Origin of the sequence: Paenibacillus sp. FSL W8-0439 (assembly GCF_038008995.1) — a bacterium.
Lineage (GTDB): Bacteria > Bacillota > Bacilli > Paenibacillales > Paenibacillaceae > Paenibacillus > Paenibacillus polymyxa.
Window position 1 is genome coordinate 1,977,594 of record NZ_JBBPAK010000001.1, and the last position, 26,610, is coordinate 2,004,203.

Sequence of the window (26,610 nt, forward strand, 5' to 3'; positions counted from 1 at the left end):
TCAAGTTGAACGTCGAGTCATCGCCCAAAAAATGAGAGCCAGAGCACTGACACCCGCCCCCAATAGGCAAACTCCGTTCCACCCAGCATAGGTATACATGTGAGTGGAGGTAATGGCTCCAGTGGCGCTACCGATGGAATAAAAGATCATGTAGCCTGCGGTAAGTCGGCTCCGTGCTTCAGGGCGAACGTTGAAAATCAAGCTCTGGTTAGTGACATGTACAGCCTGTACGGCCAAATCCAAAAGAATGACACCAAGAGTTAAAGCGAATAGAGAATGCTCGGTGTAGCGTATAGGTAGCCAGGACAGCAGTAATACAACTAGTGCGATACCTGTCGTTCGTTGTCCCAAGCCTTGATCAGCAAGTCGCCCTGCTTGGGCTGCTGCTAATGCTCCGGCGACTCCAGCCAGGCCGAAGGCCCCAATTGCAGTGTGTGAAAGAGACAATGGGGGAGCACTAAGAGGTAATACAAGCGAAGTCCACAATATGCTGAACGCTGTGAAAATAAGCAGCGCAAGGACAGCACGAATACGCAGAATTCGTTCTTGGGCGAACAGTGCGATAACCGAGCGAATCAGCTGCGCATAGGAGAGTGTGGCGCTTGTGGGTTCGTTCTTTGGGAGTACTCGCAATAGAGCCACAGCCATAAACAGCGTAAGTATAGCAGAAATAAGGTAAACTGAACGCCAGCCTGCCAGATCAGTTAATACACCGGCAACGGTTCGTGCGAGTAAAATGCCGATAACGACTCCGCTGGTTACCAGTCCTACGACCTGCCCGCGTTCAGTCGGATGAGCCAAGGTCGAGGCGAATGCCACGAGTGTTTGAGTCACTACAGCCAGCAACCCAACCATTGCCATGCCCATAAGCAGTATTGTACGGGTAGGGGCAGAGCTAACCAGGATTAATGCCAGCACAGACAGCAGCATCTGTCCTGTAATCAAGCGCCGCCTGTTCAAGAGATCGCCAAGCGGGACGAGTAGCAGCAGTCCTAACGCATAACAAATTTGCGTGACGGTAATAACGATACCGACCGATGAGTGTGTAATGCCAAACTCGTGCGCCAGCGCATCCAGTAATGGCTGTGCATAGTAAATGTTAGCGACAGCCAGCCCGCAGGCTATGGCAAACAAGAGCGCCACAGACCGGGATAGGACCGGAATGGGAGCTATTTCGGCAGTGCTGGCTACCGTTTGATGGGGGAGCAGTATCGCTTTTTCTTCTGACGTCTTCATTTTCACATACCACGTCGCTTTCTGTGATTTACATACCGATCAGTATAATATACCGATCGGTATGTAATAATTTTAGGTCAATATAACTCTCGTAAATAAGAATTGTCAAGAGTTTAATCCGTACAATTTGACAGCCGCTTCTGAAGGTCATACAATCTTAATATACTGAACGATACAAAAAGAAGGGGTTAAATATGGTTCGACCACGAGAATTTGATGAAGATCAAGCGTTGGATGCAGCGATGCAAGTTTTTTGGGAAAAGGGATTCGAGGCCACGTCTTTAAGTGATTTGACCTCCCGTATGGGAATACAACGCCCCAGCATATATGCTGCCTTTGGAGATAAAAAGCAATTATTCGAAGCTGCGCTGCGTAAATATACGCAATCTCATGCAGCTTGTGTAAGGGCTAAACTGCAAAATAGTTCATCTGTAAAAGAAGCATTTTACAATTTTTTTGGGGGAGTGGTGGCGGAAGAGTACGAGAAGGAGTCTAACAAGGGATGTTTTTGCATCAATACAATGGTAGAGTTAGCCCCTCATGATGAGAGGTTTGAAATTTTAACCAGAGAACATCAGATGTATCTTTCTGCTGTCTTTCAGGCGACCCTCGAACGTGGTATTCAATCTGGGGAGCTTGAGGTGACTATGGATGCACGAGCTTTGGCACATACTTTAGTCTCTTTGTTAATCGGGATAACTGTGATGATGAAGTCACGCCCAGCGCGTTCTTTTGTGGATCATGCGGTTGCGACCGCACTTATGTTGCTGGATGGAAAATAATTTAGGACAGGGGAACACTTGGATGCCACACATAAAAGCTATTCAAACACCGCTTGGTGAATTGCATGGACGGGATGCGGTCTATTTGGATCAGGTTCATATGAATTATGTAAAAAAAGAGCTGGTTTTGAAGGGAGAGATTAATGGGAGTTTAGCGCCGGAAGCAGTAGACGATTTTGTACCCTATGAGCTCATATTTACAGGAGTCTATTACTTTAATATGATTGAACTGGATGTGGCTCTAGACATGTCTGAGCAGAAGTATGCGCAAGGTAGCAGTTTTGACGAGCTTACAGATACGCCAATATTAGCGACAATAGCTAGTGCACGGGGGAAAAATCTAAGACACTTTCTGTTGAAAACCTATGACGATATATTAGAAATCGCTTGTAGAGACTATAAGATGACTATATAACAAAGCTGGTTTTTAGAAGAGAAGGAGGATCAATGGATACCCAAATTGAACGATTTAACGTGATCATACGTGTGGTGCAAGGGGATATTACCCGTTGTAAGGCGGATATTATCGTCAATGCAGCAAATACAAGCTTGCTGGGTGGCGGTGGTGTAGATGGTGCGATTCATAGAGCTGGTGGTCCGGCTATATTGGAGGATTGTGTCCGTATCAGAAACAAACAAGGGGGATGTCCGGTAGGAGGCGCGGTTTATACGACGGCTGGCAAGCTGGATGCCCAATATGTTGTTCATACGGTCGGCCCAGTCTGGAATGGTGGCGACCATCAGGAAGAAGAACTATTGGCGACATGCTACCGTCATACACTGCAATTGGCTCTAGAATTGAATGCAAGCAGCATTGCTTTTCCCAATATCAGCACAGGCATCTACCGATTCCCAAAAGAAAAGGCGGCCGAGATTGCTATACAGGAAGTGACATGTTTTGTACAGGAACATGCTGGGTTGAATGAGATTATTTTTGTTTGTTTTGATGCGGAAAATGCTCAGTTATATAGCCGTAAGCTACAGTCACCTAAAGATTAATTTTTTAGTATACATACTTAAGCTCCTCATTTACCTTAATCCAACGAATGAGTTGATGTAAGAGTGCTCAACTGGAGGTGTGTTATGCTGGCTAAGCTGGTAAATAAGATCCCGCGGGATTGGCTTGTATTCATGTATAAGCATACGCCGTTTACTCGATTGAAAAATGCTTTGGTGTACCGGGCACAACATAAATTTTTAATTGCTGTGCTGGGCATTTTCACGAATGAGGCCGGGGAAGTGCTGCTATTAAAGCACGTATACCGGAAGCAGCCGTGGGGGATTCCCGGCGGCTGGATGGAGCTAGAGCAGCCGGAAATTGCCCTGCGGCGCGAAGTCCGGGAAGAAACCGGGCTGGAGGTAGAGATCACCTCATTGGCGCAAGCCCAGTTTGGCCAGTTGCCGAACCGTGTGGATCTTATTTTTACAGGCCGGGTAATCCCGGGTACCTTTCGACCAAGCGCTGAAATCTCCGACATTTGTTATTGCCGCGTAGGGGAATGGCCGGAAGGTTTGCCAACACACCAGAAAAAGCTTATTCAGAAGTTGCTGAAGTAAATGTTCACCCCATGCTCATGTTCAGTCCATGTTATGGAAAATCGGGTTTACAGGCGTTTCAGGAATACGCTGATGCGTTCCAGAGCCATTTCCAACTGTTCACGCGATGACGCATACGAGCATCGGATAAAGCCTTCGCCGCCTGGGCCAAATGCGGAACCCGGGACCGTTATAACTCCTTGTTCTTCCAGCAGTCGCTTGGCAAACTGTTCGGAGCTTAACCCGGTATGCGCAATGGAAGGAAAAGCATAGAAGGTACCGTTTGGTTCATGACATGGAAGTCCTGTCTGACATAGGCCGGCAACGAACCATTTTCGACGTTGATTATAGGACTCCATCATACGATCTTTCTCCTCTAGCCCGTTGCGCAGGGATTCAATCGCGGCAATTTGCCCGATAATAGGAGCGCACATGGCTGTATACTGATGGATTTTCAGCATGGCTGAAATCAATTCTTTCGGACCGCATACATAGCCGACCCTCCAGCCTGTCATGGCAAATGCTTTGGAAAAGCCGCTGATGAGCAGGGTGCGTTCTTTCATTTCTGGCAGAGAAGCGAAACTTACATGCTGCTGTCCATAGGTCAATTCAGCATAAATTTCGTCCGATATGACAATAAGATTATGCTCCTCAACCAGACGGGCAATGGGTAGCCAATCCTCATAGGTCATCACCCCGCCTGTCGGGTTGTTCGGATAACAGAGAATAAGCACTTTGGATCGTGGAGTCAGCTTGGATTTGAGCGCCTCAGCTGTCAGCTTAAACTGCTGGTCGGCAGACGTTTCAACCGTTACGGTATGTCCTCCGTTCAAAAACGTGATAGGCGAATACGAAATATAACAGGGTGCTGGTATGAGTATTTCATCGTGTGTTGTGATGAGGGCGCGTAGCGCCAAATCCAATGCTTCACTGCTGCCAACAGTGACCATGATTTCATCTGCCGGGTTATAGGATGTACTGAAGCTGCTCTCCAGATATCCGGCAATTTCCTCGCGAAGCTCAGGGAGACCTGCATTGGGTGTGTATGAGGTTTTACCATTTTCCAGTGCTGTGATACAGGCCTTTCTCACATGTTGAGGGGTTATAAAATCCGGTTCACCGACACCAAGCGATACGATATCTTTTCTGCCTGCACTATATTCAAAAAACCGACGGATACCTGAAGGCGGCATTTCCCGTACAGCCGGAGTCAAAAAATCAGTTATAGATACTGCTGTCGATACATTTGTCATGTTGATTCCTCCTTATTGAAAAACAAAAAAACCCGCCCCTGTAAAAGGGACGAGTTTATACCCGTGTTACCACCCTAGTTTCATTCCATAGGAAATGACACTCTGTTCACGTATCCATCAATACATGTTCCGGTTAACGCTGGAAAGGCGGCAGAGCTTACTTCAGGTTCAGCCCGCTTCTCAGAGATGGCGTTCAGCTACCCTCGGAATGTTGGCTTTCACCTGCCCCAACTCTCTGCAAATCCGCTGTATAGCTTACTCGTTCTCGTCATTGAAATTTGTTACCGTATCAATTTAGGTGTAATTATAAGCACAACATTTCAGAATAGCAAGTCTTTTTTTATAATTCTGGAAGACAGAAGCATCATCATTGACGACTGGAAGATTACGTATATAGTGGTATCATGGGGAATTCTGCCCCAAAATTTCACTGTGTTAAGACTATATTGGCTAGAGAGGGATGGTGTCCATATGAATGTATTTGAAGGCTTTAACGAAAAGGTTTTGCCTCAAGGATGGAGGTGGATCAACGAACCAACTGTATGGAGCTTCGATGAATCCAAGGCTTTACAAGTCTCTGCACCTTCACAGGCAGATTTTTTTAGAGATCCGTCCGGCGCAGTTATCAAATCGTCCGCTCCTTTTTTGCATACCACCCTACATGGAGATTTTACAATCTGGACGAGGGTTCGTGTCGATATGAAGCAGCCCTATGATTCAGGATGTTTGATGGTGATGGCGGATGATACTCATTGGGCTAAGGTATGCTTTGAATACTTTGAGAATACCCCCTCGATCCTTAGTGTGGTCACACAGGATACATCCGATGATTGTATATCGGGGGCGATGGATGCTTCTAATCCATATTTGCGAGTAACACGAGCTGGAAATTGCTTTGCCTTTCATTATTCCTCGGATGGTCAACATTGGAAACTGGCCAGATATTTTGGCATGAATGTTACCAGCCAGCTAAAAGTTGGGGTTGTCGCACAATCTCCGGTAGGGGAGGGGTGTAATGTTACCTTTGATACTTTGACGATAACAGATCATGTGTTCGAGGATATACGAAACGTGGAATAAATAAAAGCCCTCTTTCTAAATGTGAAAGCGCTATAAGAGAGAACTGAAGAGACGTAAATACGCGTTCTTAGGCAGGAGGTAGATGGAAGTTTGCTGTTAAGAAGGAAGGGTTACAAGCTGCCCGGTTTGTTGGGGGTGATGCTTGTAGCTACGTTGGGCTGTTTCGGACTCATTATGTATCTACAGTCCACAAGCGGGACGAGAATATATCAATTTCTGTACTGGGATATATTCCTGGCATGGGTTCCGGTGTTTATTTCATTGTTCATGGTGGCGTTATTCAGATTGCGAAATGCAAAAGTAAGAAATATTCTTTTATTTTTCGCCGCATGGGTATGGTTGTTTTTTCTGCCGAATGCTCTTTATTTAGTGACCGAACTACTACATGCATTCCGTTTGTACGATGTGAATCCTGGTACGCGTTTTTGGTTGAATACTCAATTTTGGCTAATCTTATTTACGTCCTTTTCGGCCGCTGGAATTGGTCTTTTTCTTACATCCCTTTGTGTATTGATGATCCACCGTATGTTGAGGAAGATTTGTTCAGGTTGGCTTGCATGGGCTGTAGTTTTTGTGATGTTATGGCTGGCCAGCATAGGTGTGTATATAGGCAGATTTGCCCGCTGGAATAGCTGGGATGTGTTGCTGCAACCGCTGGTGCTTTTTGCGGATCTTTGGAGATGGGCAGTACATGCAGGGGAGAAGCTTCATTTGCTGTCCTTTAGCTGGCTGGTGTTTGGGATGGCAATCATCTTTTATCTATTTATTTATATCTCTTTAAGTGAAGATTAGGATTTAGGCCGAGGACATGTATTCAATGAATACAGACTTCGGCCTTTTATCTGTGGCGAATTAGGAGTTGGAGTTATCTTCTTCGTGTACATCGTAAAGCACGCGCACAAGCAAATCTTGGCCGAAATTTCCGAATCTTTTACCAAAAATAGTGAGTCCTCCTTTGTTTTGCGATTGATCAGATACGGATAAACGCAGTGTAATATCGCTTTTGTAATCAAGTCCAATATCGTCTATGGTGACTTCTGATATACGGCACCCGTCAATGAAGCTTCCATGCTGGTTGATGCGAATTAACTTCAGCATGCCGTATTGATTCAAGTGTGGGGGCCACCAATCAGGATTGAGAACCCCGGGAACAGCTCCAAAATCGCCTGGGCTCGTCCAGTGACCGATGGCAATACCATTTATATGAAAACAAATATCAGACGGATAGTCCTCACAATAACACGGTGCTTCTGATCCCAGCTCTGCGGAAAATTGAATTTCGGTAAAGGATTGATTCGCTTTTAAGTAGTTAGGAATGCGGTATTCCAGAAAGCCTTCTGCCATCCAGATCATTTCAGAGTCCAGTCGCGCGGGATCTGCAAAATAGCGTGGATCATCAAAATCGCCGATAATGCTGTCTTTGGTCACTAATCCACAAGTAGGAACCGCCTGGTAGTTACTATAATGACCGATGCGAATTTCTACCTCATACACATTTTTTTGTTCTCTGCTGCGCAGATCTACCATTAGCTTTTCCTTATTTAAATAGCACATTTTTCGGGTCCCGTGTTTACCGCTTACCGTATTGATTTCCACAAGCCCGCATTCTTCCAGTTTGCGAATATGCATCGTAATGGTGCCGTTGCTCAAATTTAGCTTGCTCGCAATATCATTCATACTTTGTCCTTGAACAGCAAGTAACTCAAGAATTTGAATGCGAATTTCCGAGCCCAGTGCTTTGAAAATATCTAACCCCGACATTAAGTCCTTAATATAAATCATAGCTATAGCCCATCCTTATCTATAAAAAATGTAATGTAAGCGCTTATATTTTTACTTTGATTTATGTTAAAATAAAATCATAAAGAAGTAAACTGCTTTTCTGTAAATATTTTTTACTAAAAGAAGAAGAGAGGAAATGACGTTCTAAAATAAGTTGTTTTTTATTATATAAATCGTATTTAAGTATTTTATTTAGTATTTATTGCGAAAATATACTTAAATGCGATTTAATTTTGCTTTTTAAGTTACTCCAATCTATGTTTTATAATTATTTAAAAAGATTGAAAAATGCATTGACGAACCGTAGAATGGCGTGCTATATTTTATTTGTAAACGAATTCATTATTGATAAAGGTAAATGTTAATTATATGGTACATGAGAGGGATGATAATCACAGCGGCAATCAACAACGGGTTGTGTACCGCACAGTTAAAGATTAGGCCGAGTGGTATGAAGTTATTTTAACACTTAATGTATGCGGTTTCATTTTTAATTTTAGGAGGGGTCGCGTTGACAAAGAAAAAAGGTTTTGCACTAACAATGGTTGTTCTGTTGTTGATGGTTGCTGCACTGGCAGGCTGTAGTGGAGGAAGTTCCAGTAGCGATGGAAGCAAGGAATTGACTTTCATGTTCCGTGGAGGAACGGATGAGCAGAAGGCTTATAAGGATGTTATCAAGAAATTTGAAGAAGAACATCCTGGTGTAAAGGTTAAAATGGTCGTGACGGCAGCAGACCAATATGCTACAAAGCTTAGAGCTGCAATTACAGGTAACAATCTTCCAGATATCTTCTATTATGCCCCTGGAGATTTGAAAGCTTATGTTAACAGTGGGGTGTTGAAGGATCTGACACCTTATATTGAGAAGAGCAAGGATATAAATCTGGATAACATTTGGAAATACGGTGTAGATTTGTATCGCTATGACGGTAAAATGGCTGGTCAAGGAAATATTTACGGTATGCCGAAGGACTTGGGTCCATTTGCCTTGGGTTATAACAAAACCATGTTTGAAAAAGCAGGTGTTCCATTGCCTGACAAAGACAAACCGTATACATGGGAGGAGTTCATCAAGGTTAACCAAGAGCTGACCAAAGATACTAACGGGGACGGCAAGCCAGATCAATACGGAACAGGCTTTAACGTTCAGTGGGCATTGCAAGCCTTTGTATGGAGTAATGGCGCTGATTGGCTGGATGAGAGCAAAACCAAAGTAACGATTGATGATCCGAAATTTGCGGAAGCGCTTCAGTTCTTTGCTGATATGCAAAACAAATATAAAATTACACCTGGCATTGAACAATCACAAACATTGGACACATATCAACGCTGGATGAAAGGCGAAATGGCGTTCTTCCCAGTAGGGCCTTGGGATATGAGTACATTTGAAAAACTGCCATTCGAATATGATTTGTTGCCTTTCCCAACAGGATCGACTGGCAAACCGGCAACATGGATTGGTTCTCTGGGTATCGGTGTTTCCTCTAAAACAAAATATCCAGATGAAGCTGTAGAATTGGTTAACTATCTGACTACTTCCAAAGAAGGCATGAAGCAGCTCGTAGATGCCAAGGTACAGATTCCGAATCTGCTGGATATGGCTGATGAGTGGGTCAAAGATACAAAAACAAAGCCTAACAACAAACAAGAATTTATTGATATCGTAAAAGACTATGGACGTGCATTACCAGGTAACTATACGTATAACGCAGAATGGTACGATATTTTCTTCACAGATATCCAACCTGTGCTGGATGGCAAAATTACGGCAGCAGATTATGTGAAGCAAGAACAACCGAAGATGCAGAAACTGCTGGATAAAGCGGTGGAGCAAGAGAAAAAATCACAGAAATAATGCGTAAATAGAGGGAAAAGGATGATGTTAGTGGCTGAATATCATGCTGCTAACATCATCTTCATTCCAAATCAGAAACAGAGGTGAGCCCTGTGATAACCAAATCTAATCTCTACCGCAAAGAGAAGATATATGGATACTTATTTATTCTTCCGCCTATTCTCGGTCTGCTAATCTTTACGTTGTTCCCGTTTGTCTATTCGTTATACGGCTCTTTTACAGACTGGGACGGATTGGGACAAATGAACTTTATTGGGTTCGACAATTTTAAGGATTTATTTAGCGATGAACTCTTTTACAAATCGATGTACAATACTCTTTTCTTAATGTTGGGTATTCCAATAGGTCTTGTACTAGCTTTACTACTGGCACTGGGACTGAATCGCAAGATTCCAGGTACGACAACATTTCGTGTGATCTATTATATTCCGGTCATTTCTTCGTTGGCTGCCGTTTCTATTATGTGGAACTGGGCCTACAACGGAGATTATGGTTTGGTGAACCAATTCCTTGAATTGTTCGGTATTAAGGGACCTAACTGGCTGATGGATAAGGACACAGTCAAACCGGCCCTGATTCTCATGACTGTATGGAAAGGTCTCGGATATACAATGTTGCTATATCTGGCTGCGCTGCAAAGCGTATCTCGCTCTTATTATGAAGCAGCAGAGCTGGACGGAGCTAGCGGATTCCAAATGTTCCGCAATATCACTTGGCCAATGGTGAAACCAGTAACCTTCTTCCTGGTCGTTACCAACATTATTGGTGGTTCGCAAATCTTTACTGAAATGAACATTATGACACCTACAGGGGGTCCGGAATACTCATCCGCCTCAATTGTCTTCTATATTTGGGATAAGGCATTCAAAAACCTGCAAATGGGATATGCCTCCGCGATGGCTATGATTCTCGGCATCTTCATTTTTATCGTAACTTTGATTCAATTTAAAATGAATGAAAAATCATCCTTTGATGGGGATTGATTTTCGCGGAAAGGAGTGAGGCTGATTATGTCCCATAGTCAAAAAACGAAAGTTACCAATATCATTATCTTTATTGTACTGGCGATTGGAGCGATTGCGATGATCGCACCGTTGCTTTGGATGTTGTCCACTTCGGTAAAAGAAAAGCAGGATGTCTTTGCACTCCCACCAGTATGGATACCAGAGGTGTTTCAGTTTGGTAAGTACAAGGAAATTTGGGAAGCAGGTCCTCTATTAAGCGGGATCAAGAACAGCGTGATTGTGGCTGTAAGTGTCACGGTTGTGGGTACCTTCACATCTAGTGTAGCTGCTTTTGCATTCGCAAAGCTGAGATTCCCTCATAAAAATAAACTGTTTTTGGCACTCATCGCATCCATGATGATTCCTTACCCAACAGTTATGATTCCACAGTTTATGATGTTCTCCAAACTTGGCTGGATAGATACGCTGTTGCCTCTGATCGTTCCCGGCTTGTTCGGTAATGTAGTCATGATCTTTTTCTTGCGGCAGTATTTGCTCAGTGTACCGGATGCTATTATCGAAGCTGCTAAAATTGACGGAAGCTCTTATTTCCGACTTTATTCATCGATTACGTTTCCACTCATTAAGCCGGCAGTTGCGGCACAGCTAATTTTATGGTTTATGGGAATTTGGAACGATTACTTGGCACCGATTATTTACTTGAACTCACCAGAAACGCAGACATTGCAGCTGGTTATCGCGAATTTTAATGCGACTTACGCCATTCAGACGGACTATCCACTTATTATGGCGGCTTCCATTATAGCCTTGTTACCTGTGTTGATTATATTCCTAATCTTCCAGAAACAAATTATTGAGTCGGTTGCCATTTCTGGTGTCAAGGGTTAATTGACACTTGCACTTGGACGATTCGGATAATGATGTAACGCAGTCACCCTATGTACTGAGTAAAGGAAGGAGGAGAATAACAGTTATGGTTATGCTGCTAATGCTGGGTCTATCCGGCTGTGGGGATAACACTCCGGACCCTGTATATCCGCAGGCTCCGCCTCCTGATCACTTGTATGATCAAAGTACGATAGACGATGAACAGCGCTGGACTATTAACAATGCTCATGACCCAGCGATTATCAAAACTGATCAGGGATATTATGTCTATTCGACGGATGTAAAGACAGGTGGAGAATTGAGGCCGGGTGTTATGGTGCGCAAATCGACCGACCTGATTCACTGGAGCTGGGTTCAATATGCTTTACCCGGCATTCCAAAGGAAGCGGGGGCATGGTCATCAGCAACGAATCTGTGGGCCCCGGACATTATAAAGATGGGCGATACCTATCGAATGTATTATTCTGCTTCCACATTTGGCAGCACACGATCAGCTATTGGGTTGCAGACATCCAACTCCCCGGAAGGTCCTTGGAAGGATGAGGGGCTGGTTATTAAAACGGATGAGCATGACAAGCTGAACGCAATTGATGCTAATCCGGTATTGGATGCCGAAGGAAATCTATGGATGGTATACGGATCATTTTTTGGCGGGATTCATATTACACCGCTCGATCCGCAGACTGGAAAGCTCAAAGAGCCAGGCTATGGTAAAAATATCGCTGCCAGAGATCGGGCAACCGAGGACGGAGCTGTGGAAGGACCGTACATTGTGTACAATCCTGTGTTCCGTAAATACTACTTGTTCGTCTCGTATGATTCTTTATTCGAGGACTACAATGTTCGCGTAGCCCGCTCGGATTCTATCACAGGTCCGTACGTGGATATAAATGGACATGATATGGCGGATACCAGTTATTTGCCTCAATATGAGATTGGGAACAAGGTGCTGGGTGGTTATCGTTTCAGCGAAGGAGAAGGCTGGGTTGCGCCAGGTCATAATTCCGTGCTGAAGGACGGAGACGATTACTACATTGTTCATCATGCGCGGGGAGAAACGGATAAGAGCTGGCCTTACTTGCATGTGCGCAAAATATTATGGACGGCTGATGGTTGGCCTGTCGTATCGCCGGAGCGGTATGCGGGCGAAAAGGAGCAGGATATACCCAAAAGGTTATTATCCGGCAACTGGGAGCGCATCGTGATAAGGCAAGAAGTAGACGGTCAGGTGGAAGCTGAACCGCTTCGTCTGGAAGCTGGAGGGCGGGCAACCAGTGGTTCTCTGGAAGGTCACTGGAGTTTTGATGGTAGACGTACGCTAACAATGGATTGGAGCAATGCGTCCGAAGGGTCAAAGGAGGAATTGCTATTGCTTCCTTCATGGGACTGGGAGCTCGGTCGTCATACTCTAATTTTCACGGGTATGAATGAAAAAGGAATTTCCATCTGGGGAAAACGTATCACCGATTAATCATATGAACTACATATTACACATAGAGGAGAGAAAAACCATGAATCAACCTGTATCTTTTAATAATCCGGTCATTGAGCAACGTGCAGACCCTTGGATTTACAAGCATAGTGATGGGTATTATTATTTTACTGGATCTGTGCCAGAGTATGACCGCATTGAGGTTCGGCGGGCACGTACTATTCAAGGCTTGAATACAGCAGAACCAGTGGCAGTGTGGCATAAATATGAAACGGGTCCGTTAAGCGCGAACATTTGGGCACCGGAAATTCATTATATTAACGACAAATGGTACATTTATTTTGCAGCAGCTCGTACTACAGAAACGAAGGAAGGTCTGTTCGACCATCGGATGTTTGTGCTGGAAAATGCTTCAGCTAATCCGCTGGAAGGTGAATGGGTGGAAAAGGGACAGATCAAAACTCGCTGGGAGACGTTTGCTCTCGATGCGACAACCTTCCAGCATAATGGCGTTCTATATTATGTATGGGCTCAGAAAGATCCGGACATCGTAGGTAATTCCAATTTGTATATATCAGAAATGAGCAATCCGTGGACGCTGCGTGGTGAGCAGGTCATGATCTCAACACCAGAATATGACTGGGAAGTTATCGGTTTTAAGGTAAATGAAGGAGCAGCCGTTCTGAAACGGAACGGAAGGATTTTTATCAGCTATTCAGCTAGTGCTACAGATCACAATTATTGCATGGGCCTGCTAACGGCAGACGAGAATGCCAACTTACTTGACCCGAAATCGTGGGCAAAGTCTCCTGCGCCAGTATTCTGCACGAATGAGGAGACAGGTCAATTCGGGCCTGGTCACAACAGCTTTACTGTTGCTGAGGATGGTAGTGACGTTATCGTATATCACGCTCGTAATTACAAGGAAATTACAGGTGACCCGCTGTATGATCCGAATCGTCATACACGTGTTCAGCGTTTGAACTGGAATGAGGATGGAACACCTGACTTTGGTATCCCGGTACCAGATGGCGTTTCTGTTGGTTAATCCAGTCGAAATATATGCTAGATGATTGACGTTTCACACAGCGACACTATAATTTTATAAACAACGTAGGAAAATAATTTTGCTGCGTATAACAATGGTGATAAGATACCTTCGACCTTAGGGTTGGAAGGTATCTTTTTGCTTTTGGGAGACGGAGCGAAGTTACGGGTACTTTAAATTATGGGATGCGATACACAGAACATGTCAAGCGAATAATTGATACAAATGTTTAATATTTTCCACGAGATGGAAGCTACAAATGTATGGTAAAGTGTAGGGTATACAAGATATTTTCAAAAGTCTCCTGTGCATACCGAATCGAATCACACGAGGTGAGAAAAATGTTACAATCGTTAAAAGCCATTGCTAATTACAGGAAAGAAAGTGATCTGGCCTGGGATACACCGACCTGGCTAAAGCTACTTGTTTCGGCTGAGGAGCGTATTGTAAATTTGGAGCGCATTCGATCCATAGGTGAGTTAAAGGATGCTAATCCTGTACTGGATTATGTGGAGCGCACACTGCTTATTTTGGACGGCCTTCCATTGTCATTCTGGGTTAAAGAGCTACTGGAGGATGTATTGGTATGGTCTGAGACCGCCAAAGGAGGCACAGTCCGCGAACGGCTACGCTGGCAGCATGAGGGCATTAATTTATTTGTACATAATATTGGCTCCTCCCAGCTGTATGTCAGACAGGCTCAAGCAGAGTCCCCTGCATACCCGCGTAACAGCATGACCCGGATTCTGATTGAGACGCATGGATTGATCGGACAGTATATACGGGGAGAAATACCTTTTGCGGAAAATCGACTGCTGCTTGAAATTACTCGTAAAGGCTGGCTGAGCTCGGAGGAATTGGAGCTTGTGTTACGAGCACTGAACGAATGCATTATCGCTGGTGTAGATCCTGCATTATGGGAGCAAGTACGCGGTGAAGTGGAGCAGTTAATCGGCTGGATTGCCTGGGATAACGCCCCTGTAGTCTGGAGTGTAAAGGAGCGACTGGAGAGATTGCGGTCGGTTTCGATTCATGAAGGTGAGCCGTTTGAGCAGGCTTACGCCGAGCTGGAGCGGGAGCTGAATGTAGAGAAGGCGCTGGCTCCGCTGGAGAATCGGACACTTTGGTATGTAGAATCAGCATTGCAGGATTTTTCACTTCAAGAATTGGTTAAGGTATTTTTACTCACGTTGAGGGATGGCACAGGGCAGGAACAGCCTGCAACGGTACGGCATATTAGTTTTGAATCGCTTATGAATACGATGTATTATGACTATCGTGGTGTTAAGAAAATTAACGTATACAAAAAAAGAATGATAGAAAAATATTTAAGCGCATTGTCCTGGCAGGATATCACAAAAGGGAAACGGGAGCATAATCCTCATTTGAGTGTAGTCGTAGAGCATAAGGAGGAGCTGCCAAGTACCGTATTTTTTAATTTTGTATTTTCATCAGCTGCAGAAAAATTGATCGACTTTTGTATTGAGGCAGAAAAGACGCCTCTGTATGACAAAGCAGTCCTGCTGCTGTTTGATCTGTTCGGATTACGGCGCGATGCCTATGATCGCTTTCACAATGAGGAAACATACCTTACAGATATGAACCAGACCGCCGATTTCAAAAGGGTCATTCTAGATTACGTGACTGGAACCCGTATACTGGATATCGGACCTGGCGGGGGCGTACTGCTGGACCTGATCGAGCAAGAAAGACCGGACTCGAAGCCGTTGGGTCTTGACATTTCTGTGAATGTGATTGAGGCCCTTAAACGTAAAAAGCAATTGGAGCACCGTCGTTGGGATGTCATCAAAGGGGATGCGCTTCAATTAGAAGAGTATGTGGAAACGGAGAGCATGGATACGGTTATTTTCTCTTCGATTCTTCATGAGCTGTATTCCTACATTGAACGAGATGGAAAAAGGTTCAATTCACAAACAGTGGAGGCTGCTTTGCATAGCGCCTACCGTGTACTTGCACCCGGCGGGCGCATTATCATTCGTGACGGTATTATGACCGAACCAGTAGAGCAGCGCAGACGCATTCGATTTTTGGAGCCGGACGGAATGGAATGGCTGATGCGGTATGCGCAGGATTTTGCGGGTCGCCCCATTGAAATAGAGCGCATAGGTGAGCATGAGGCTGTTTTGCCGGTAAATGATGCAATGGAATTTCTGTATACCTATACATGGGGGGCGGAAGCCTATGTGCATGAGGTACAGGAGCAGTTTGGTTATTTTACTCCGTCACAGTATGAAGAGTGTATTCGTAACACACTTGGACCACAGGCGATTATCCGGTTGAGCCGCCACTATTTGCAGGAGGGCTATGCCGAAGCGCTGTCCAGTCGTGTTGAGTTCATGGATGAGCAAGGTCAGCCGGTTCCTTTGCCAGACAGTACCTGTCTGATCGTAATTGAGAAGCCAAATAACAGGGATGAAGCAACTAAATGATTTTTAATTTAAACAAGAGAATGCCTTCTGAGTTGTGCCAAGCGCACTGGGAAGGCATTTTTTTGGAAAACGAATGGAGGTGCGTTCATGTCCGCGCAGGTAGTGATATCCGAATATAATCCGCAGTGGGTAGCAGAGTACATACAGGAACGAGCCAAATTGATAGCGGCTCTCGGAGACGTGTGTGTCGGCGTAGAGCATATCGGTAGTACATCCGTTCCTGGTTTGGGAGCCAAGGCTATTATCGACATTATGGTTGGAGTAGAAGATTTGGCGATGATTCAATCCGAACAGCGAGAGCGTTTGCTAGGTATTCAATATGAATATGTACATAAGCCTGATTTTCCAGAGCGAGCTTTCTTTCGCCGTGGAGAATGGGGAGCTGGGACCCATCATTTGCATATTTACAAGTATAAAGGAGAGCATTGGGAAAACCATCTATTATTCAGAGATTACTTGAAAGCGCATCCTGAGAGCCTGGGAGCGTATGAGACTTTAAAAAAAGATTTGGCTCACCAATTCAATCATGACCGTGCAGCGTATACCGAAGCCAAGGGACCTTTCATTCGGCAGGTGGTTGAGCAAGCGAAGCTTGAAAGACAAAGTAGAGACAAATGAAATTTTAGTACGCGTGGACAAGGTGGAGGAATGATGAAGAATAGGATGCTTGATGCACAGGTAACACCGAATGGTTTAAAAGACAGAATGCTGCTGCTGTCAGCACTGGATATTATATTGTCTCCAGAAGATTGGTTGCGCACGTATCGTATGCAGTCTGAATGGTCTGGTGATGTGTGCCTAGGTGAGGTGAACAACGGCGCTGGAGATACGATTCATATGCTATGGACGCGTGGAGGTGTGCTATTAAAAGGTTTTGACCACGAATCCCCTGTAAGTCCTCATGCAAGAGACGAATATGAGATCTGGCCGGGCATGTACGAAGGTGTACCTGATGATATGATGGAGCTTTTAGAAGATGAAGCGCTGGAGAAGGAGGACGTTACCTTTTGTATGTGGAGGGAAGCGGGAGATAAGGAGTGGCGTATGGGCAACGTGAACATTCCTGATGAATATGACGATGGCTCATCCTTTTTGCTGGGGAAAATTATAGTTACACCGGAGGAATATCAGGATTGGGCTGAAAGTTACTATGAGCTGTCGATTTCTCTAGGGGTGGTAAGCCAGATTTTCAACGGCGTTCCGATCACTGCACAGATGATCTCTGCGCTTCATCCACAGCGTAACGTTAGGGAAGCGATAAAGGAGCTAAAACAGCTTGGCATTCAGGTGCATGAAAGCTAAGAATACAGATTTGTTTTTCTTGACAAGTTTTGTATATCATACAGGAGAAATGGCTGGGCTAATTACCTCGAATTAAAGGAGCTGTGTTGAAGATGTCCAAACGTTTGATTCCTTACATCACGATGGATGGAAATACAAAAGAAGCAATCGAATTTTATGAAAAGGCATTGGATGCTCAACTGCTTTTTATCCAAACCTTTGGGGAAATGCCGGAAAACCCCGATTTTCCCATTCCCGCAGAGGTCAAGGAACGTGTGGGACATGCCACCCTTAAAGTGGGCGAAACAGAGCTCATGTTTTCGGATACCTTTCCCGGATCGCCGTTTAGCAGCGGAAATCAGGTGAGTATCTGTATTACAACCGATAGTGTGGAGCAAGCTCAAAAAATGTTTGATGCTTTACAGCAAGGAGGGCAGGTGGGAATGCCTTTGCAGGCAACCCATTTTAGTCCAGCTTATGGGAATGTAACAGACAAGTTTGGTGTCACCTTTCAAATGTTCACAGAGGCTCGGTCTTAAGAAATGGAAAACGGCTGGGTTCGCTACTTTAGCGATCTGGCCGTTTTTTTGCGTGCATGTCCTCGTCTGAAAAATAAATATACATACATAAAACATGGGGAGTGTTCGGATCTCTTTTTTCATGTATCGCTCAATTTCTAAAATAATTGTTTTAATATTGTTGAAATGGAAACCAAAATATATTATATTAAATTGTTAATGCACCAACGGGTGGGAGGACAGTCCATGAACAAAGAAGAACAGGTCATAATGGGTTTCAGGGACTTATATAACAAGATGGTTTGGCTTAATAAGGACAAGATGGAGGACAGTCTTAAGGGTTATAAGCCTTCTGAAGTACATTGCATGGAATACATTGAAAAAAATGTAGATTCCAACGTGACAACACTTGCGGAGTCCCTTTATATGACTAGCGGTGCCATAAGTAAAATAACTAAGAAGCTCATAAAAAAAGGCCTTATCGAAAGCTACCAGAAGCCGGATAACAAGAAAGAAATTTATTTTAGGCTTACTGAGCAAGGGAAAGTAGTCTATAAAATCCATGAGGAACTGCACAAGGAGTTTCAAGAGCGGGATAAAGCCGTATTTGAGCAGGTAACCGAGGAGCAATTTGACAGTATGCTTAGCTTTTTGGAAAAGTATAGCAGGCATTTGGATGCAGAAATAAAGAAAAAGGATATAGATATCAAGTCGAAATAAATTTGAATAATGAAAATCAAACCACAGGCAGCCGGGCTCTATTGAGAACGGGCTGCATTTTTTTATTATTATTTTGTTTCCAGGGAAGAAAAAATGTGATACGATAATTTTGTTTCCTAGGAAGTAAAATCGCAACTTTTGAGGGGAGAATTTAAGTGTTCAAATTTAGATCACACCATAAACAGACCACAGAACAAACCGTAGATAAACACGCTTTAATATTCGGCCTTATCTCTGTGTTTCTTTGCGGAATAAGCTTCAGTATTATAATACCTGTCGTCCCATTCTTAGTGCAGCCTTATACAAGCAATCCGGGAGAACAAGCTATAGTTGTTACGCTCCTGACCTCTGTTTATGCATTCTGCGTGTTTTTTGCGGCTCCCGTACTTGGAGCTTTGAGCGACAAATATGGCCGTCGACCCTTGCTCTTAGTCTGCCTTTTGGGTTCCGCAATCGGGTACTTAGTTTTTGGTATAGGAGGAGCTGTATGGGTACTATTTGCTGGGCGTATCATAGAAGGTATAACAGGTGGGAGCATAAGCACGATCTTCGCCTATTTTGCAGACATCATTCCTCCAGAACAGAGAACTAAATACTTTGGATGGTTGAGTGCAGTTGTAGGTGTCGGCACTGTCATTGGTCCAACTCTAGGTGGATTACTTTCCAAGTTTGGTTATTCTGTACCTATGTATTTTGGAGCAATAATCACTTTATTGAATGTTGTTTATGGATTCTTTTTTATGCCTGAGAGCCTTGACAAGAAACATAGACTGAAAGAGATTACCTTTGTAAGACTGAATCCATTTACACAGCTTGCAAACGTACTTTCCATGAAAAACGTGAAAAGGCTACTTGTCTCAGCGTTCTTACTTTGGATACCCAACGGATCTTTACAGGCAGTTTTCTCTCAATTTACAATGGATACCTTCAGTTGGAAGCCTGCACTAATCGGACTTATGTTTTCAATTATGGGTTTCCAAGACATCATTTCACAAGGTTTCATCATGCCAAAGCTTTTAAAAAAACTTAGTGATAAACAGATAGCCATTCTTGGAATGTTCTCCGAGATTATAGGCTACAGTCTTATTGCGCTATCTGCTTTGTTCTCATTCTATCCTCTTATTATCGCCGGAATGTTTATATTTGGTTTTGGTGATTCGATCTTTGGGCCCTCATTTAATGGGATGCTCTCCAAGTCTGTCGATTCTAGTGAACAAGGAAGGATTCAAGGCGGTAGTCAATCTATTCAGGCTTTGGCAAGAATGATTGGGCCTATCATTGGAGGTCAAATCTATGTATCACTTGGTCATGCCACACCCGCTTTTATGGGGATGATTCTTATAGCAGTGGCAATACCCGTTTTATATAAGAGAACGGATGTGAATATGTAAACTACCGCTCGAAGCTTTCCGTAATCACCTGCATAGCAGGTAGTTTTAAGAAAATAATAGGGTTTCAGAACTTAGGAACAAGTTCTGAAACCCTATTATTTTACAGTAACGCCTTGCTAAATTAATTTTACGTATGTGTACTTAAACGCCAAAGTTAAAATCATCATCTGTCAGCGGCTCTACATTCATTGCCCGTACATAGCCGTTTCCTTTTTTAGAAAAGAAATCGTGCTGCTTGGTGTGGGTGCTGATGCCGTTGAATACAATGGGATTGACTTCTTCTTCTTCAAAAAGTGGGTCAAAGCCCAGGTTCATCATGGCCTTGTTGGCGTTGTAGCGCAAGAAGACTTTAACATCGTCTACAAGGCCAATAGGGGCATAAATTTGCTCGGTATATTGTTCTTCGTTATTGTGCAAGTAGCGCAGCAAGCCTACCAGCGTCTGGTAGAGGTCACGTTGTTCTTCCTCGTCCAGTTCTGCATAAATCTCCTGTGCCAGTACACCTACATAGACACCGTGAATACTTTCGTCACGCAGGATCAGGTCGATAATTTCCCCGCTGCATGTCAGCTTGCCTTGACCTGCCAGATAGAGAGGGTAGAAGAAGCCGCTATAAAACAAATAGCTTTCTAACAGTACCGACGCAGCCATCGCGAGATACAGGTCTTTCGGTGTATGGATGTTCATATAATACTGACGAATGGTTTCTGCTTTGGTCTGAAGATGCGGATTTTCTTCCACCCAGCGGAATACACCGTCAATTTCTTCCGTGGAAGCCAGGGTGGTAAAGATGCTACTGTACGATTTGGCATGAATTTGCTCCATCATCGCCATAAAGCTTAATACCGCTTTGCGTTGCAGTCCGTCTACATGCTCCATAATTTGCGGCATCCCCACACCGCCTTGAATGGTGTCTAGCAGAGTCAAGCCGCCCAGCACCTTCATGTAGGCTTCTTTTTCGATATCACTGAGGGTTACCCAGGACATTTTATCGTCAGACAGCGGAATTTCATCATCCGTCCAAAATTGCATAATATTCTGATTCCAGAACATCAGTGTGAAATCATCGTCCGAGCGGTTCCAGTTTACGGCTTGTATACCTGTCATTGTTAGCATTCTCCCTTCAGCTTGCGAGATTCCCTAGAAACACACGTGAGATGTTACCGGAGAGTCATCGTATGCTTGACATACGGAAGCTGTATCCGTGAGGGCTTTGTCCAATCCTGTAAAGGTCTGAACCACGCGCTGGATACAGCTTCTAATGCCAAGCATTCATATCTATTCAAAATCTAATTTTATTTTATAGCTTGTTACCATATATGCATTAGATGGAACAAGTGAGGCACTCTTCCACAGACAGTTTTTTGGTACGTGTGTAGTATAACGATTTAAGTCCTTTATGTGCGGCATACAGATAGCAACGTGCTAACTGACGCGTAGTCACGTCACTGTTCACATGAAGTACAGTCGAAATTCCTTGGTCCACGTGAGGCTGGATTTCGGCAATCAGATCAAGCACTTTGAATTGGTCCATTTGATAAGCGGATTTGTAAAAGAATACATTATCCTTTTGCAAATACGGCATCGGATAGTAAGTCGTCGAATTCGCATAGGTACGAGTCTCGATTTGCTCAACAATTGGCATAACGCTGGACGTTGCATTTTGAATGTACGAAATGCTGGCAGTAGGAGCAATCGCCATACGATAAGCGTGGTACAGACCGTTCTTCTTGACGTCTGCTTTTAGTTTGTCCCAATCCGCTTGAGTTGGAATATAAATGTCCTTGAACAATTCTTGCACACGTGCCGTTGTTGGACGATAATCCGTGTTCAGATATCGGTCAAAATATAGACCTGTCGCATAATCTGATTCCTCAAATCCATAGAAGCTTTGTCCGACTGCTTTTGCGATTTCCATACTCTTTTCAATAGAATGATAGTTCATCGTCATGAAGAAGGTACGGACAAAATCCTTCGCTTCATTGCTTTCATATGCAATTTTATTCTTGGCAAGGTAGCCGTGCAGATTCATGACACCCAGACCAACGGAATGCATTTCACGGTTCGCTTTTGCAACACCTGGGGCATTAGCTACTTGGGTCATATCGCTGACCGAGGTAAGAGCAATCATACCCTCATGAACGGACTCACGGATTTTGCCGTGTTCCATCACATTTACAATGTTCAGGGAAGCCAGGTTACAGCTTACATCCCGGCGAATGATATCCTGTTGTCCATAATCTGTAATCTCGGAAGTCTCCTGCAACTGGAAGATTTCCGTACATAGGTTCGACATCTTGACTTGGCCCACGTTTTTAAGAGCATGCGCCTGATTTGCGTTACTTTTGTTCATAATATATGGATAGCCAGACTCCAACTGAATCATGGCAATTTTCGTCAGCATATCACGTGCGCTCATCGCTATTTTTTTCTTCACTCGATCGTCAGCGAGCAGCGTATCGTACATTTCATCCAGATCCATGTCGTCCAAATGTGTTCCATAAGCCTTGAACACACTATAAGGTGCAAATACATGCAGTGGTTCATTATCTTGTGCCAGCTTGTAAAAGCGGTTTGGCACCAGCAATCCGATCGAAAGTGTCTTGAGACGTACTCTTTCATCAGCATTGATTTTTTTACTATCTAGGAACTCCAGCACGTCCCATCCGAAAATGTTGTAATAGGCTGCACCAGAGCCTTTACGTTGACCCATTTGATCCGCGTAGGAGAAACCATCTTCCATCAGCTTCAGCACAGGCATAATGCCTTTTGCTGCGCCTTCTACACCTTTAATTGCCTCGCCGCGTGACCGCAGCTTCGACAGGTTAACCGCAACACCGCCGCCAATTTTGGACAATTGCATGCAAGTGTTCAATACATAGTTGATTGAGTTCAGAGAGTCATCCATTTCGAGCAAGAAGCAGGACACCAATTCCCCACGGCGGCTTTTGCCAGCGTTCAGGAAGGTTGGTGTAGCTGGCTGAAGACGTTGCTCCATCATCGAGCGGGACAACAGGCGCGCCGTATCGGCGTTGCCGCGTCCCAAATGCAGGGCGACAGCAGCCACCCGGTCAGGGTAGTGTTCCAGATAGACTTTACGGTCGTTACTCTTCATTGCATAATCAGTATAAAACTTGGATGCTGCCATATAGGAAGGGAATTTAAAATTATAGCTATGAGTGATATGGAAAATATCATTAATTTCATCAGCTGTATAGCTGTTATAGAAATTTTCGTAATAATCATTCTCAATCATATACAGCACTTGAGCAGCTGTGTCAGCAAACTTCAAACTCCGTTCTTGAACTTCCTTCATAAATTCTGCTACAGCCTCTTGGTCCTTTTCCAATTGGAAAAAGCCGTCTGTATCGCGTTTCATCAACATGTTGTTCAATTCAATATGCCGCAACTCGGCTCACCTCCTGTTTAAAACGCTCTACATCTCCGAACGTTCCAGATAATTCAAATTTGCTAATCACGGGGACATTATAATGGTCGGCAATCAAATCCGCACTTTTGGCAAATTTCTCACCCCAGTTACGGTTGCCGCTTGCAGCTACACCAACAAGGTTTTGTGCATTTTTTTTCAAAAATGAAGATACCCTCTCAGGTATCTGCCCAAACCCGGTTGTATATGTAATGAGTACGTAAGGTTCTTCTATAGTCATTTGCTCCTCAATCTGAACCGCCGGAAGCTTGAGCTTGTTTATAAATCTTTTTACATTGCCGGTCTTGGAATCATAAGCAATCAGCATGGTGTGCAACCTCCTTAACAATTAACGAAAAAAAGAAAACGGCATTGCCAAGAGACCCATCATAGCTGTAATCCCTTGCTGGCTGCGCCATTTAAGATTTTTGACTCTATATTTACATGTATTTTCATACCTTTATCTTCAAGATATCGGGCATAAATACGTTTTTTACACTATATTTAGAGTACATTTTCTATTTTATATCTATATATAGTTTTGTCAATCGGTCTAGAGAGGCTCAGAGGACCCAGATCGGGTGTAAGTCCAAGCAGGGTGCGGAAAAGAGCGAAAGAACTTTTTTTTCGTAAGTATGTTAAAAAAGTATTGGAGTTTTTTAAGCTGAGGATGTACGATTTGTCAATGGGCAATAGAGTGGAAAATTTACATTTTACTGTAGAAAGGATGAAGCAAATGGGAAGTGGTTTTATGGCATTTCAACCGTTTAGTATTATCTTTTTTGTCGTGTTTGGACTCATTGCTTTTGTAATCATTATGGGAATTGTCAAATCGATAAGTGCAGGTCTTTCCAATCAAGCAGCCGAACAGGTCCAACGTTCTTGCAAGGTTGTGGATAAGCGAACGAGAGTGCGTGGGGGATCAGGCAATTTTTCAGCTTCGACCGATTACTATATCACCTTTGAATTTGACAGGGGGGAGCGTAAGGAGCTGGAGGTGAAGGATACGGACTTCGGAATGATTGTAATCGGGGATCGCGGGGAGGTTCATTATAAAGGTACACGTTTCCTGGAGTTTGTGAGATTAATGGGAGCGTAAAAGGGGGACAGGGTGATAGAGTATTACCAGAACCAATACATAATAGGGAGGAAGCTGACGATGCCACATATCATTGGAGCACGAATTGTATTAAGAGAGTACCGTCAGGAGGATATACCTGATATCCGAAGATGGGTTAATGACCCGGCAATCACACATGGATTAAGCGACGTATTTATCTATCCGCATTCACAGGCTAATAGTGAATCTTTTGTACAGATGATGATTGACGGCAACTCTGAGATCAAGGGCTTTGTCATTGCACATAAAGATACACTGGACTATATTGGACAACTCGATTTATTCAAAATCAACTGGGTAAATCGGCACGCCACCCTTGGTATTGTAATCGGGCGCGACGGTGATCTGGGCAAAGGATATGGGCGGGAAGCGATACGATTGATACAAAAATTTGCATTTCATTCACTGAATCTGCATCGGCTGGAGCTGGAGGTCTATGCGTTCAATGAACGTGCATATCGTTGCTATCTGGCATGTGGCTTTAAGGAGGAAGGCCGACTACGAGAAAAGCTATTCAGGGAAGGACAGTACTATGACATCATTCAGATGGGGATGTTGCGAAGTGAATATGAGGCTGTAGAGCAAGCGAAGGAGCCCTGAAAGTGAGGCCACATAAGCTATTTTACTCCGTCAGCTTTCTTCAATTTTTTATGAGTGAAATCACGGGAACTACGCTCATCTTATTTCTGTTAGCTAAAGGACTTTCTCTGCAAAGTGCGAACTTCTTGCTGGTTGTATTCTTTGTAAGTATTTTTCTATTTGAAATACCAACAGGAGCTATTGCAGACAAATATGGAAGAAAAATTTCTATTGTTTTGGGGCTTTGTTGTTTTCTAGTCTACAGTGTATTGTTCGTTTGGACAGATCGCATGTGGCTGCTTGTGTTCGCACAAGTTTTTGGGGGGCTGGCAATATGCTTGCAATCAGGCTCGTTGGAATCCTGGGTTGTGGAAAACAGTGATAAGCCCATGGAAGTTCTTTTTACAACCTCAAACAGTATACAGTACATTTCGGGATTTATTTGTGGTCTGTTGGGGGCCTTCCTCGCAACATTTAACTATTCACTTCCCTGGGCAGCCAGCATTGTCTCTATTATCTTATGTATTATTCTATGCTACTTTTATATGAAAGAGAAGAATATTACCCATCAAAAAGCATCTGCTACTCGTATTACAACGATTATCGGGGAAAGTGTCCGTATCGGTTTTGAAAATAAGTCGATCTGGATTGTGTTTGTTATTGGTTTATTTATCAGCTTTTCGAATTCGGCGGGGAATACATTTCAACAGCCACGTCTGGTCGGTCTTTCTGAACAAGGAATTTGGATTATGGGATTGATCAAGGCGGGCTATTCACTATGTATGACTTTGGGAAGCTATTTGGTTCGAAAGCTAGGCGCACGTTATAGTGATGTACATATACTCATGTATGCTTGCGGGATGATTGGGATATGGCTCATTTTAGCCGGTGCTTTCAACACGTTTTATCCTGTACTGCTTACCTTTTTAATCTATGAAATTGGGCGAGGGATGTACCCGGTTGCCAAACAAATTTTTCTAAACAAAAGAATCTCTAATGAGTATCGTTCAACACTGCTATCTCTGGATTCTGCCATTTCCCAACTAGGTATGTGCATAGGTTTAATCGTGACAGGAGTCGTAAGCCGTAATTTTACCAATCTTGCTTCAGATCAAACACCTATTCAGATATCTTGGGTGCTGTGTGGCGGGATTGCATTGATTCCAATCTTTTTGTTGCTTTATGTCCACCGGGTGTCCAGGAAAAATAATAGCTGGAAAGAAAAAGTAACAAAACAGAATGTTTAGTGTAAAAAGGGGCTGACAGG

26 protein-coding genes and 1 other annotated feature are annotated in these 26,610 nt (G+C 43.8%); of the genes, 20 read left to right on the forward strand and 6 right to left on the reverse strand.

The window, feature by feature from the left end; all coding sequences use genetic code 11:
• Window positions 1-1,236 carry an MFS transporter gene (locus tag MKX36_RS08710; RefSeq protein WP_045244227.1) on the reverse strand — a complete coding sequence of 412 codons (1,236 nt, stop codon included), beginning with the start codon at window positions 1,234-1,236 and terminating at the stop codon, window positions 1-3.
• Window positions 1,237-1,430: 194 nt separating this feature from the next.
• On the opposite strand from MKX36_RS08710, the gene MKX36_RS08715 reads away from it, so the two are divergent.
• The 4 genes from MKX36_RS08715 (at window position 1,431) to MKX36_RS08730 (ending at window position 3,575) form a co-directional block, all read left to right on the forward strand.
• Complete coding sequence (locus MKX36_RS08715) at window positions 1,431-2,018, forward strand: TetR/AcrR family transcriptional regulator (RefSeq protein ID WP_017425814.1); 588 nt, start codon at window positions 1,431-1,433, stop codon at window positions 2,016-2,018.
• Between the two features lie 22 nt (window positions 2,019-2,040).
• Window positions 2,041-2,433 (forward strand): hypothetical protein, encoded by a 393-nt coding sequence (locus MKX36_RS08720; RefSeq protein WP_016819160.1) that lies wholly within the window; start codon window positions 2,041-2,043, stop codon window positions 2,431-2,433.
• Between the two features lie 32 nt (window positions 2,434-2,465).
• Window positions 2,466-3,017 (forward strand): O-acetyl-ADP-ribose deacetylase, encoded by a 552-nt coding sequence (locus MKX36_RS08725; RefSeq protein WP_019686933.1) that lies wholly within the window; start codon window positions 2,466-2,468, stop codon window positions 3,015-3,017.
• 84 nt (window positions 3,018-3,101) lie between these two features.
• The gene (locus MKX36_RS08730; protein ID WP_016819162.1) at window positions 3,102-3,575 is read left to right on the forward strand and encodes an NUDIX hydrolase; all 474 of its coding nucleotides are present in this window, start codon (window positions 3,102-3,104) and stop codon (window positions 3,573-3,575) included.
• 47 nt (window positions 3,576-3,622) lie between these two features.
• On the opposite strand, the gene MKX36_RS08735 is transcribed toward MKX36_RS08730, so the two are convergent.
• Entirely contained in the window at window positions 3,623-4,807 is a 1,185-nt protein-coding gene (locus MKX36_RS08735; protein WP_340864547.1) for an aminotransferase class I/II-fold pyridoxal phosphate-dependent enzyme, read from the reverse strand.
• A gap of 42 nt (window positions 4,808-4,849) precedes the next feature.
• Window positions 4,850-5,088 (reverse strand) — a binding site (T-box leader).
• A gap of 190 nt (window positions 5,089-5,278) precedes the next feature.
• On the opposite strand from MKX36_RS08735, the gene MKX36_RS08740 reads away from it, so the two are divergent.
• Together MKX36_RS08740 and MKX36_RS08745 are read left to right on the forward strand one after the other, a co-directional pair.
• On the forward strand, window positions 5,279-5,887 hold the full coding sequence (locus MKX36_RS08740) for a DUF1349 domain-containing protein (RefSeq protein WP_340864548.1): 609 nt from the start codon (window positions 5,279-5,281) through the stop codon (window positions 5,885-5,887).
• A 90-nt stretch (window positions 5,888-5,977) separates the two neighbouring features.
• Window positions 5,978-6,679, forward strand: a complete 702-nt coding sequence (locus MKX36_RS08745; RefSeq protein ID WP_017425809.1) for a DUF1361 domain-containing protein — start codon at window positions 5,978-5,980, stop codon at window positions 6,677-6,679.
• A 60-nt stretch (window positions 6,680-6,739) separates the two neighbouring features.
• On the opposite strand, the gene MKX36_RS08750 is transcribed toward MKX36_RS08745, so the two are convergent.
• Window positions 6,740-7,669 (reverse strand): ArsR/SmtB family transcription factor, encoded by a 930-nt coding sequence (locus tag MKX36_RS08750; RefSeq protein WP_017425808.1) that lies wholly within the window; start codon window positions 7,667-7,669, stop codon window positions 6,740-6,742.
• A gap of 511 nt (window positions 7,670-8,180) precedes the next feature.
• Between MKX36_RS08750 and MKX36_RS08755 the strand changes: the two genes are divergently transcribed.
• The 11 genes from MKX36_RS08755 to MKX36_RS08805 all read left to right on the forward strand — a co-directional run bounded on the left by MKX36_RS08755 (window position 8,181) and on the right by MKX36_RS08805 (window position 20,217).
• Entirely contained in the window at window positions 8,181-9,524 is a 1,344-nt protein-coding gene (locus MKX36_RS08755) for an ABC transporter substrate-binding protein (RefSeq protein WP_025364595.1), read from the forward strand.
• A gap of 92 nt (window positions 9,525-9,616) precedes the next feature.
• The gene (locus MKX36_RS08760) at window positions 9,617-10,507 is read left to right on the forward strand and encodes a carbohydrate ABC transporter permease (protein WP_013370548.1); all 891 of its coding nucleotides are present in this window, start codon (window positions 9,617-9,619) and stop codon (window positions 10,505-10,507) included.
• Window positions 10,508-10,534: 27 nt separating this feature from the next.
• Window positions 10,535-11,377, forward strand: a complete 843-nt coding sequence (locus MKX36_RS08765) for a carbohydrate ABC transporter permease (protein ID WP_013370549.1) — start codon at window positions 10,535-10,537, stop codon at window positions 11,375-11,377.
• Window positions 11,378-11,462: 85 nt separating this feature from the next.
• Complete coding sequence (locus MKX36_RS08770; RefSeq protein WP_117289693.1) at window positions 11,463-12,848, forward strand: arabinan endo-1,5-alpha-L-arabinosidase; 1,386 nt, start codon at window positions 11,463-11,465, stop codon at window positions 12,846-12,848.
• Between the two features lie 40 nt (window positions 12,849-12,888).
• Complete coding sequence (locus MKX36_RS08775) at window positions 12,889-13,857, forward strand: glycoside hydrolase family 43 protein (protein WP_016819171.1); 969 nt, start codon at window positions 12,889-12,891, stop codon at window positions 13,855-13,857.
• A gap of 341 nt (window positions 13,858-14,198) precedes the next feature.
• Window positions 14,199-16,307: a class I SAM-dependent methyltransferase gene (locus MKX36_RS08780; protein WP_330720420.1), complete on the forward strand. Its 2,109-nt coding sequence runs from the start codon at window positions 14,199-14,201 to the stop codon at window positions 16,305-16,307.
• A gap of 87 nt (window positions 16,308-16,394) precedes the next feature.
• Window positions 16,395-16,925: a GrpB family protein gene (locus MKX36_RS08785; RefSeq protein WP_290409129.1), complete on the forward strand. Its 531-nt coding sequence runs from the start codon at window positions 16,395-16,397 to the stop codon at window positions 16,923-16,925.
• Window positions 16,926-16,958: 33 nt separating this feature from the next.
• Window positions 16,959-17,609, forward strand: a complete 651-nt coding sequence (locus tag MKX36_RS08790; protein WP_340864549.1) for a hypothetical protein — start codon at window positions 16,959-16,961, stop codon at window positions 17,607-17,609.
• 92 nt (window positions 17,610-17,701) lie between these two features.
• A complete protein-coding gene (locus MKX36_RS08795; protein WP_340864550.1) occupies window positions 17,702-18,127 on the forward strand; it encodes a VOC family protein in 426 nt (141 codons plus the stop codon).
• A gap of 225 nt (window positions 18,128-18,352) precedes the next feature.
• Window positions 18,353-18,826 carry a MarR family transcriptional regulator gene (locus tag MKX36_RS08800; RefSeq protein WP_016819178.1) on the forward strand — a complete coding sequence of 158 codons (474 nt, stop codon included), beginning with the start codon at window positions 18,353-18,355 and terminating at the stop codon, window positions 18,824-18,826.
• 155 nt (window positions 18,827-18,981) lie between these two features.
• Window positions 18,982-20,217: an MFS transporter gene (locus MKX36_RS08805; protein ID WP_017425800.1), complete on the forward strand. Its 1,236-nt coding sequence runs from the start codon at window positions 18,982-18,984 to the stop codon at window positions 20,215-20,217.
• Between the two features lie 141 nt (window positions 20,218-20,358).
• Here the strand turns inward: MKX36_RS08805 and nrdF are convergent, their stop codons facing one another.
• The 3 genes from nrdF to nrdI form a co-directional block, all read right to left on the reverse strand.
• Window positions 20,359-21,324: a class 1b ribonucleoside-diphosphate reductase subunit beta gene (gene nrdF, locus MKX36_RS08810; protein WP_013370558.1), complete on the reverse strand. Its 966-nt coding sequence runs from the start codon at window positions 21,322-21,324 to the stop codon at window positions 20,359-20,361.
• Window positions 21,325-21,541: 217 nt separating this feature from the next.
• On the reverse strand, window positions 21,542-23,626 hold the full coding sequence (nrdE, locus tag MKX36_RS08815; RefSeq protein WP_243537100.1) for a class 1b ribonucleoside-diphosphate reductase subunit alpha: 2,085 nt from the start codon (window positions 23,624-23,626) through the stop codon (window positions 21,542-21,544).
• On the reverse strand, window positions 23,613-23,972 hold the full coding sequence (gene nrdI / locus MKX36_RS08820; protein ID WP_016819181.1) for a class Ib ribonucleoside-diphosphate reductase assembly flavoprotein NrdI: 360 nt from the start codon (window positions 23,970-23,972) through the stop codon (window positions 23,613-23,615). The genes nrdE and nrdI overlap by 14 nt, the downstream gene beginning before the upstream one ends.
• Before the next feature lie 408 nt (window positions 23,973-24,380).
• Here nrdI and MKX36_RS08825 point away from each other — a divergent pair, with 408 nt between their 5' ends.
• From MKX36_RS08825 to MKX36_RS08835, 3 genes are read left to right on the forward strand one after another with little or no spacing between them, the layout of a single operon-like run.
• The gene (locus MKX36_RS08825) at window positions 24,381-24,743 is read left to right on the forward strand and encodes a DUF2500 domain-containing protein (RefSeq protein ID WP_025364603.1); all 363 of its coding nucleotides are present in this window, start codon (window positions 24,381-24,383) and stop codon (window positions 24,741-24,743) included.
• Window positions 24,744-24,803: 60 nt separating this feature from the next.
• Window positions 24,804-25,364, forward strand: a complete 561-nt coding sequence (locus tag MKX36_RS08830; protein ID WP_025364604.1) for a GNAT family N-acetyltransferase — start codon at window positions 24,804-24,806, stop codon at window positions 25,362-25,364.
• A gap of 2 nt (window positions 25,365-25,366) precedes the next feature.
• Window positions 25,367-26,590, forward strand: a complete 1,224-nt coding sequence (locus tag MKX36_RS08835) for an MFS transporter (RefSeq protein WP_340864551.1) — start codon at window positions 25,367-25,369, stop codon at window positions 26,588-26,590.
• Window positions 26,591-26,610: the final 20 nt, after the last annotated feature.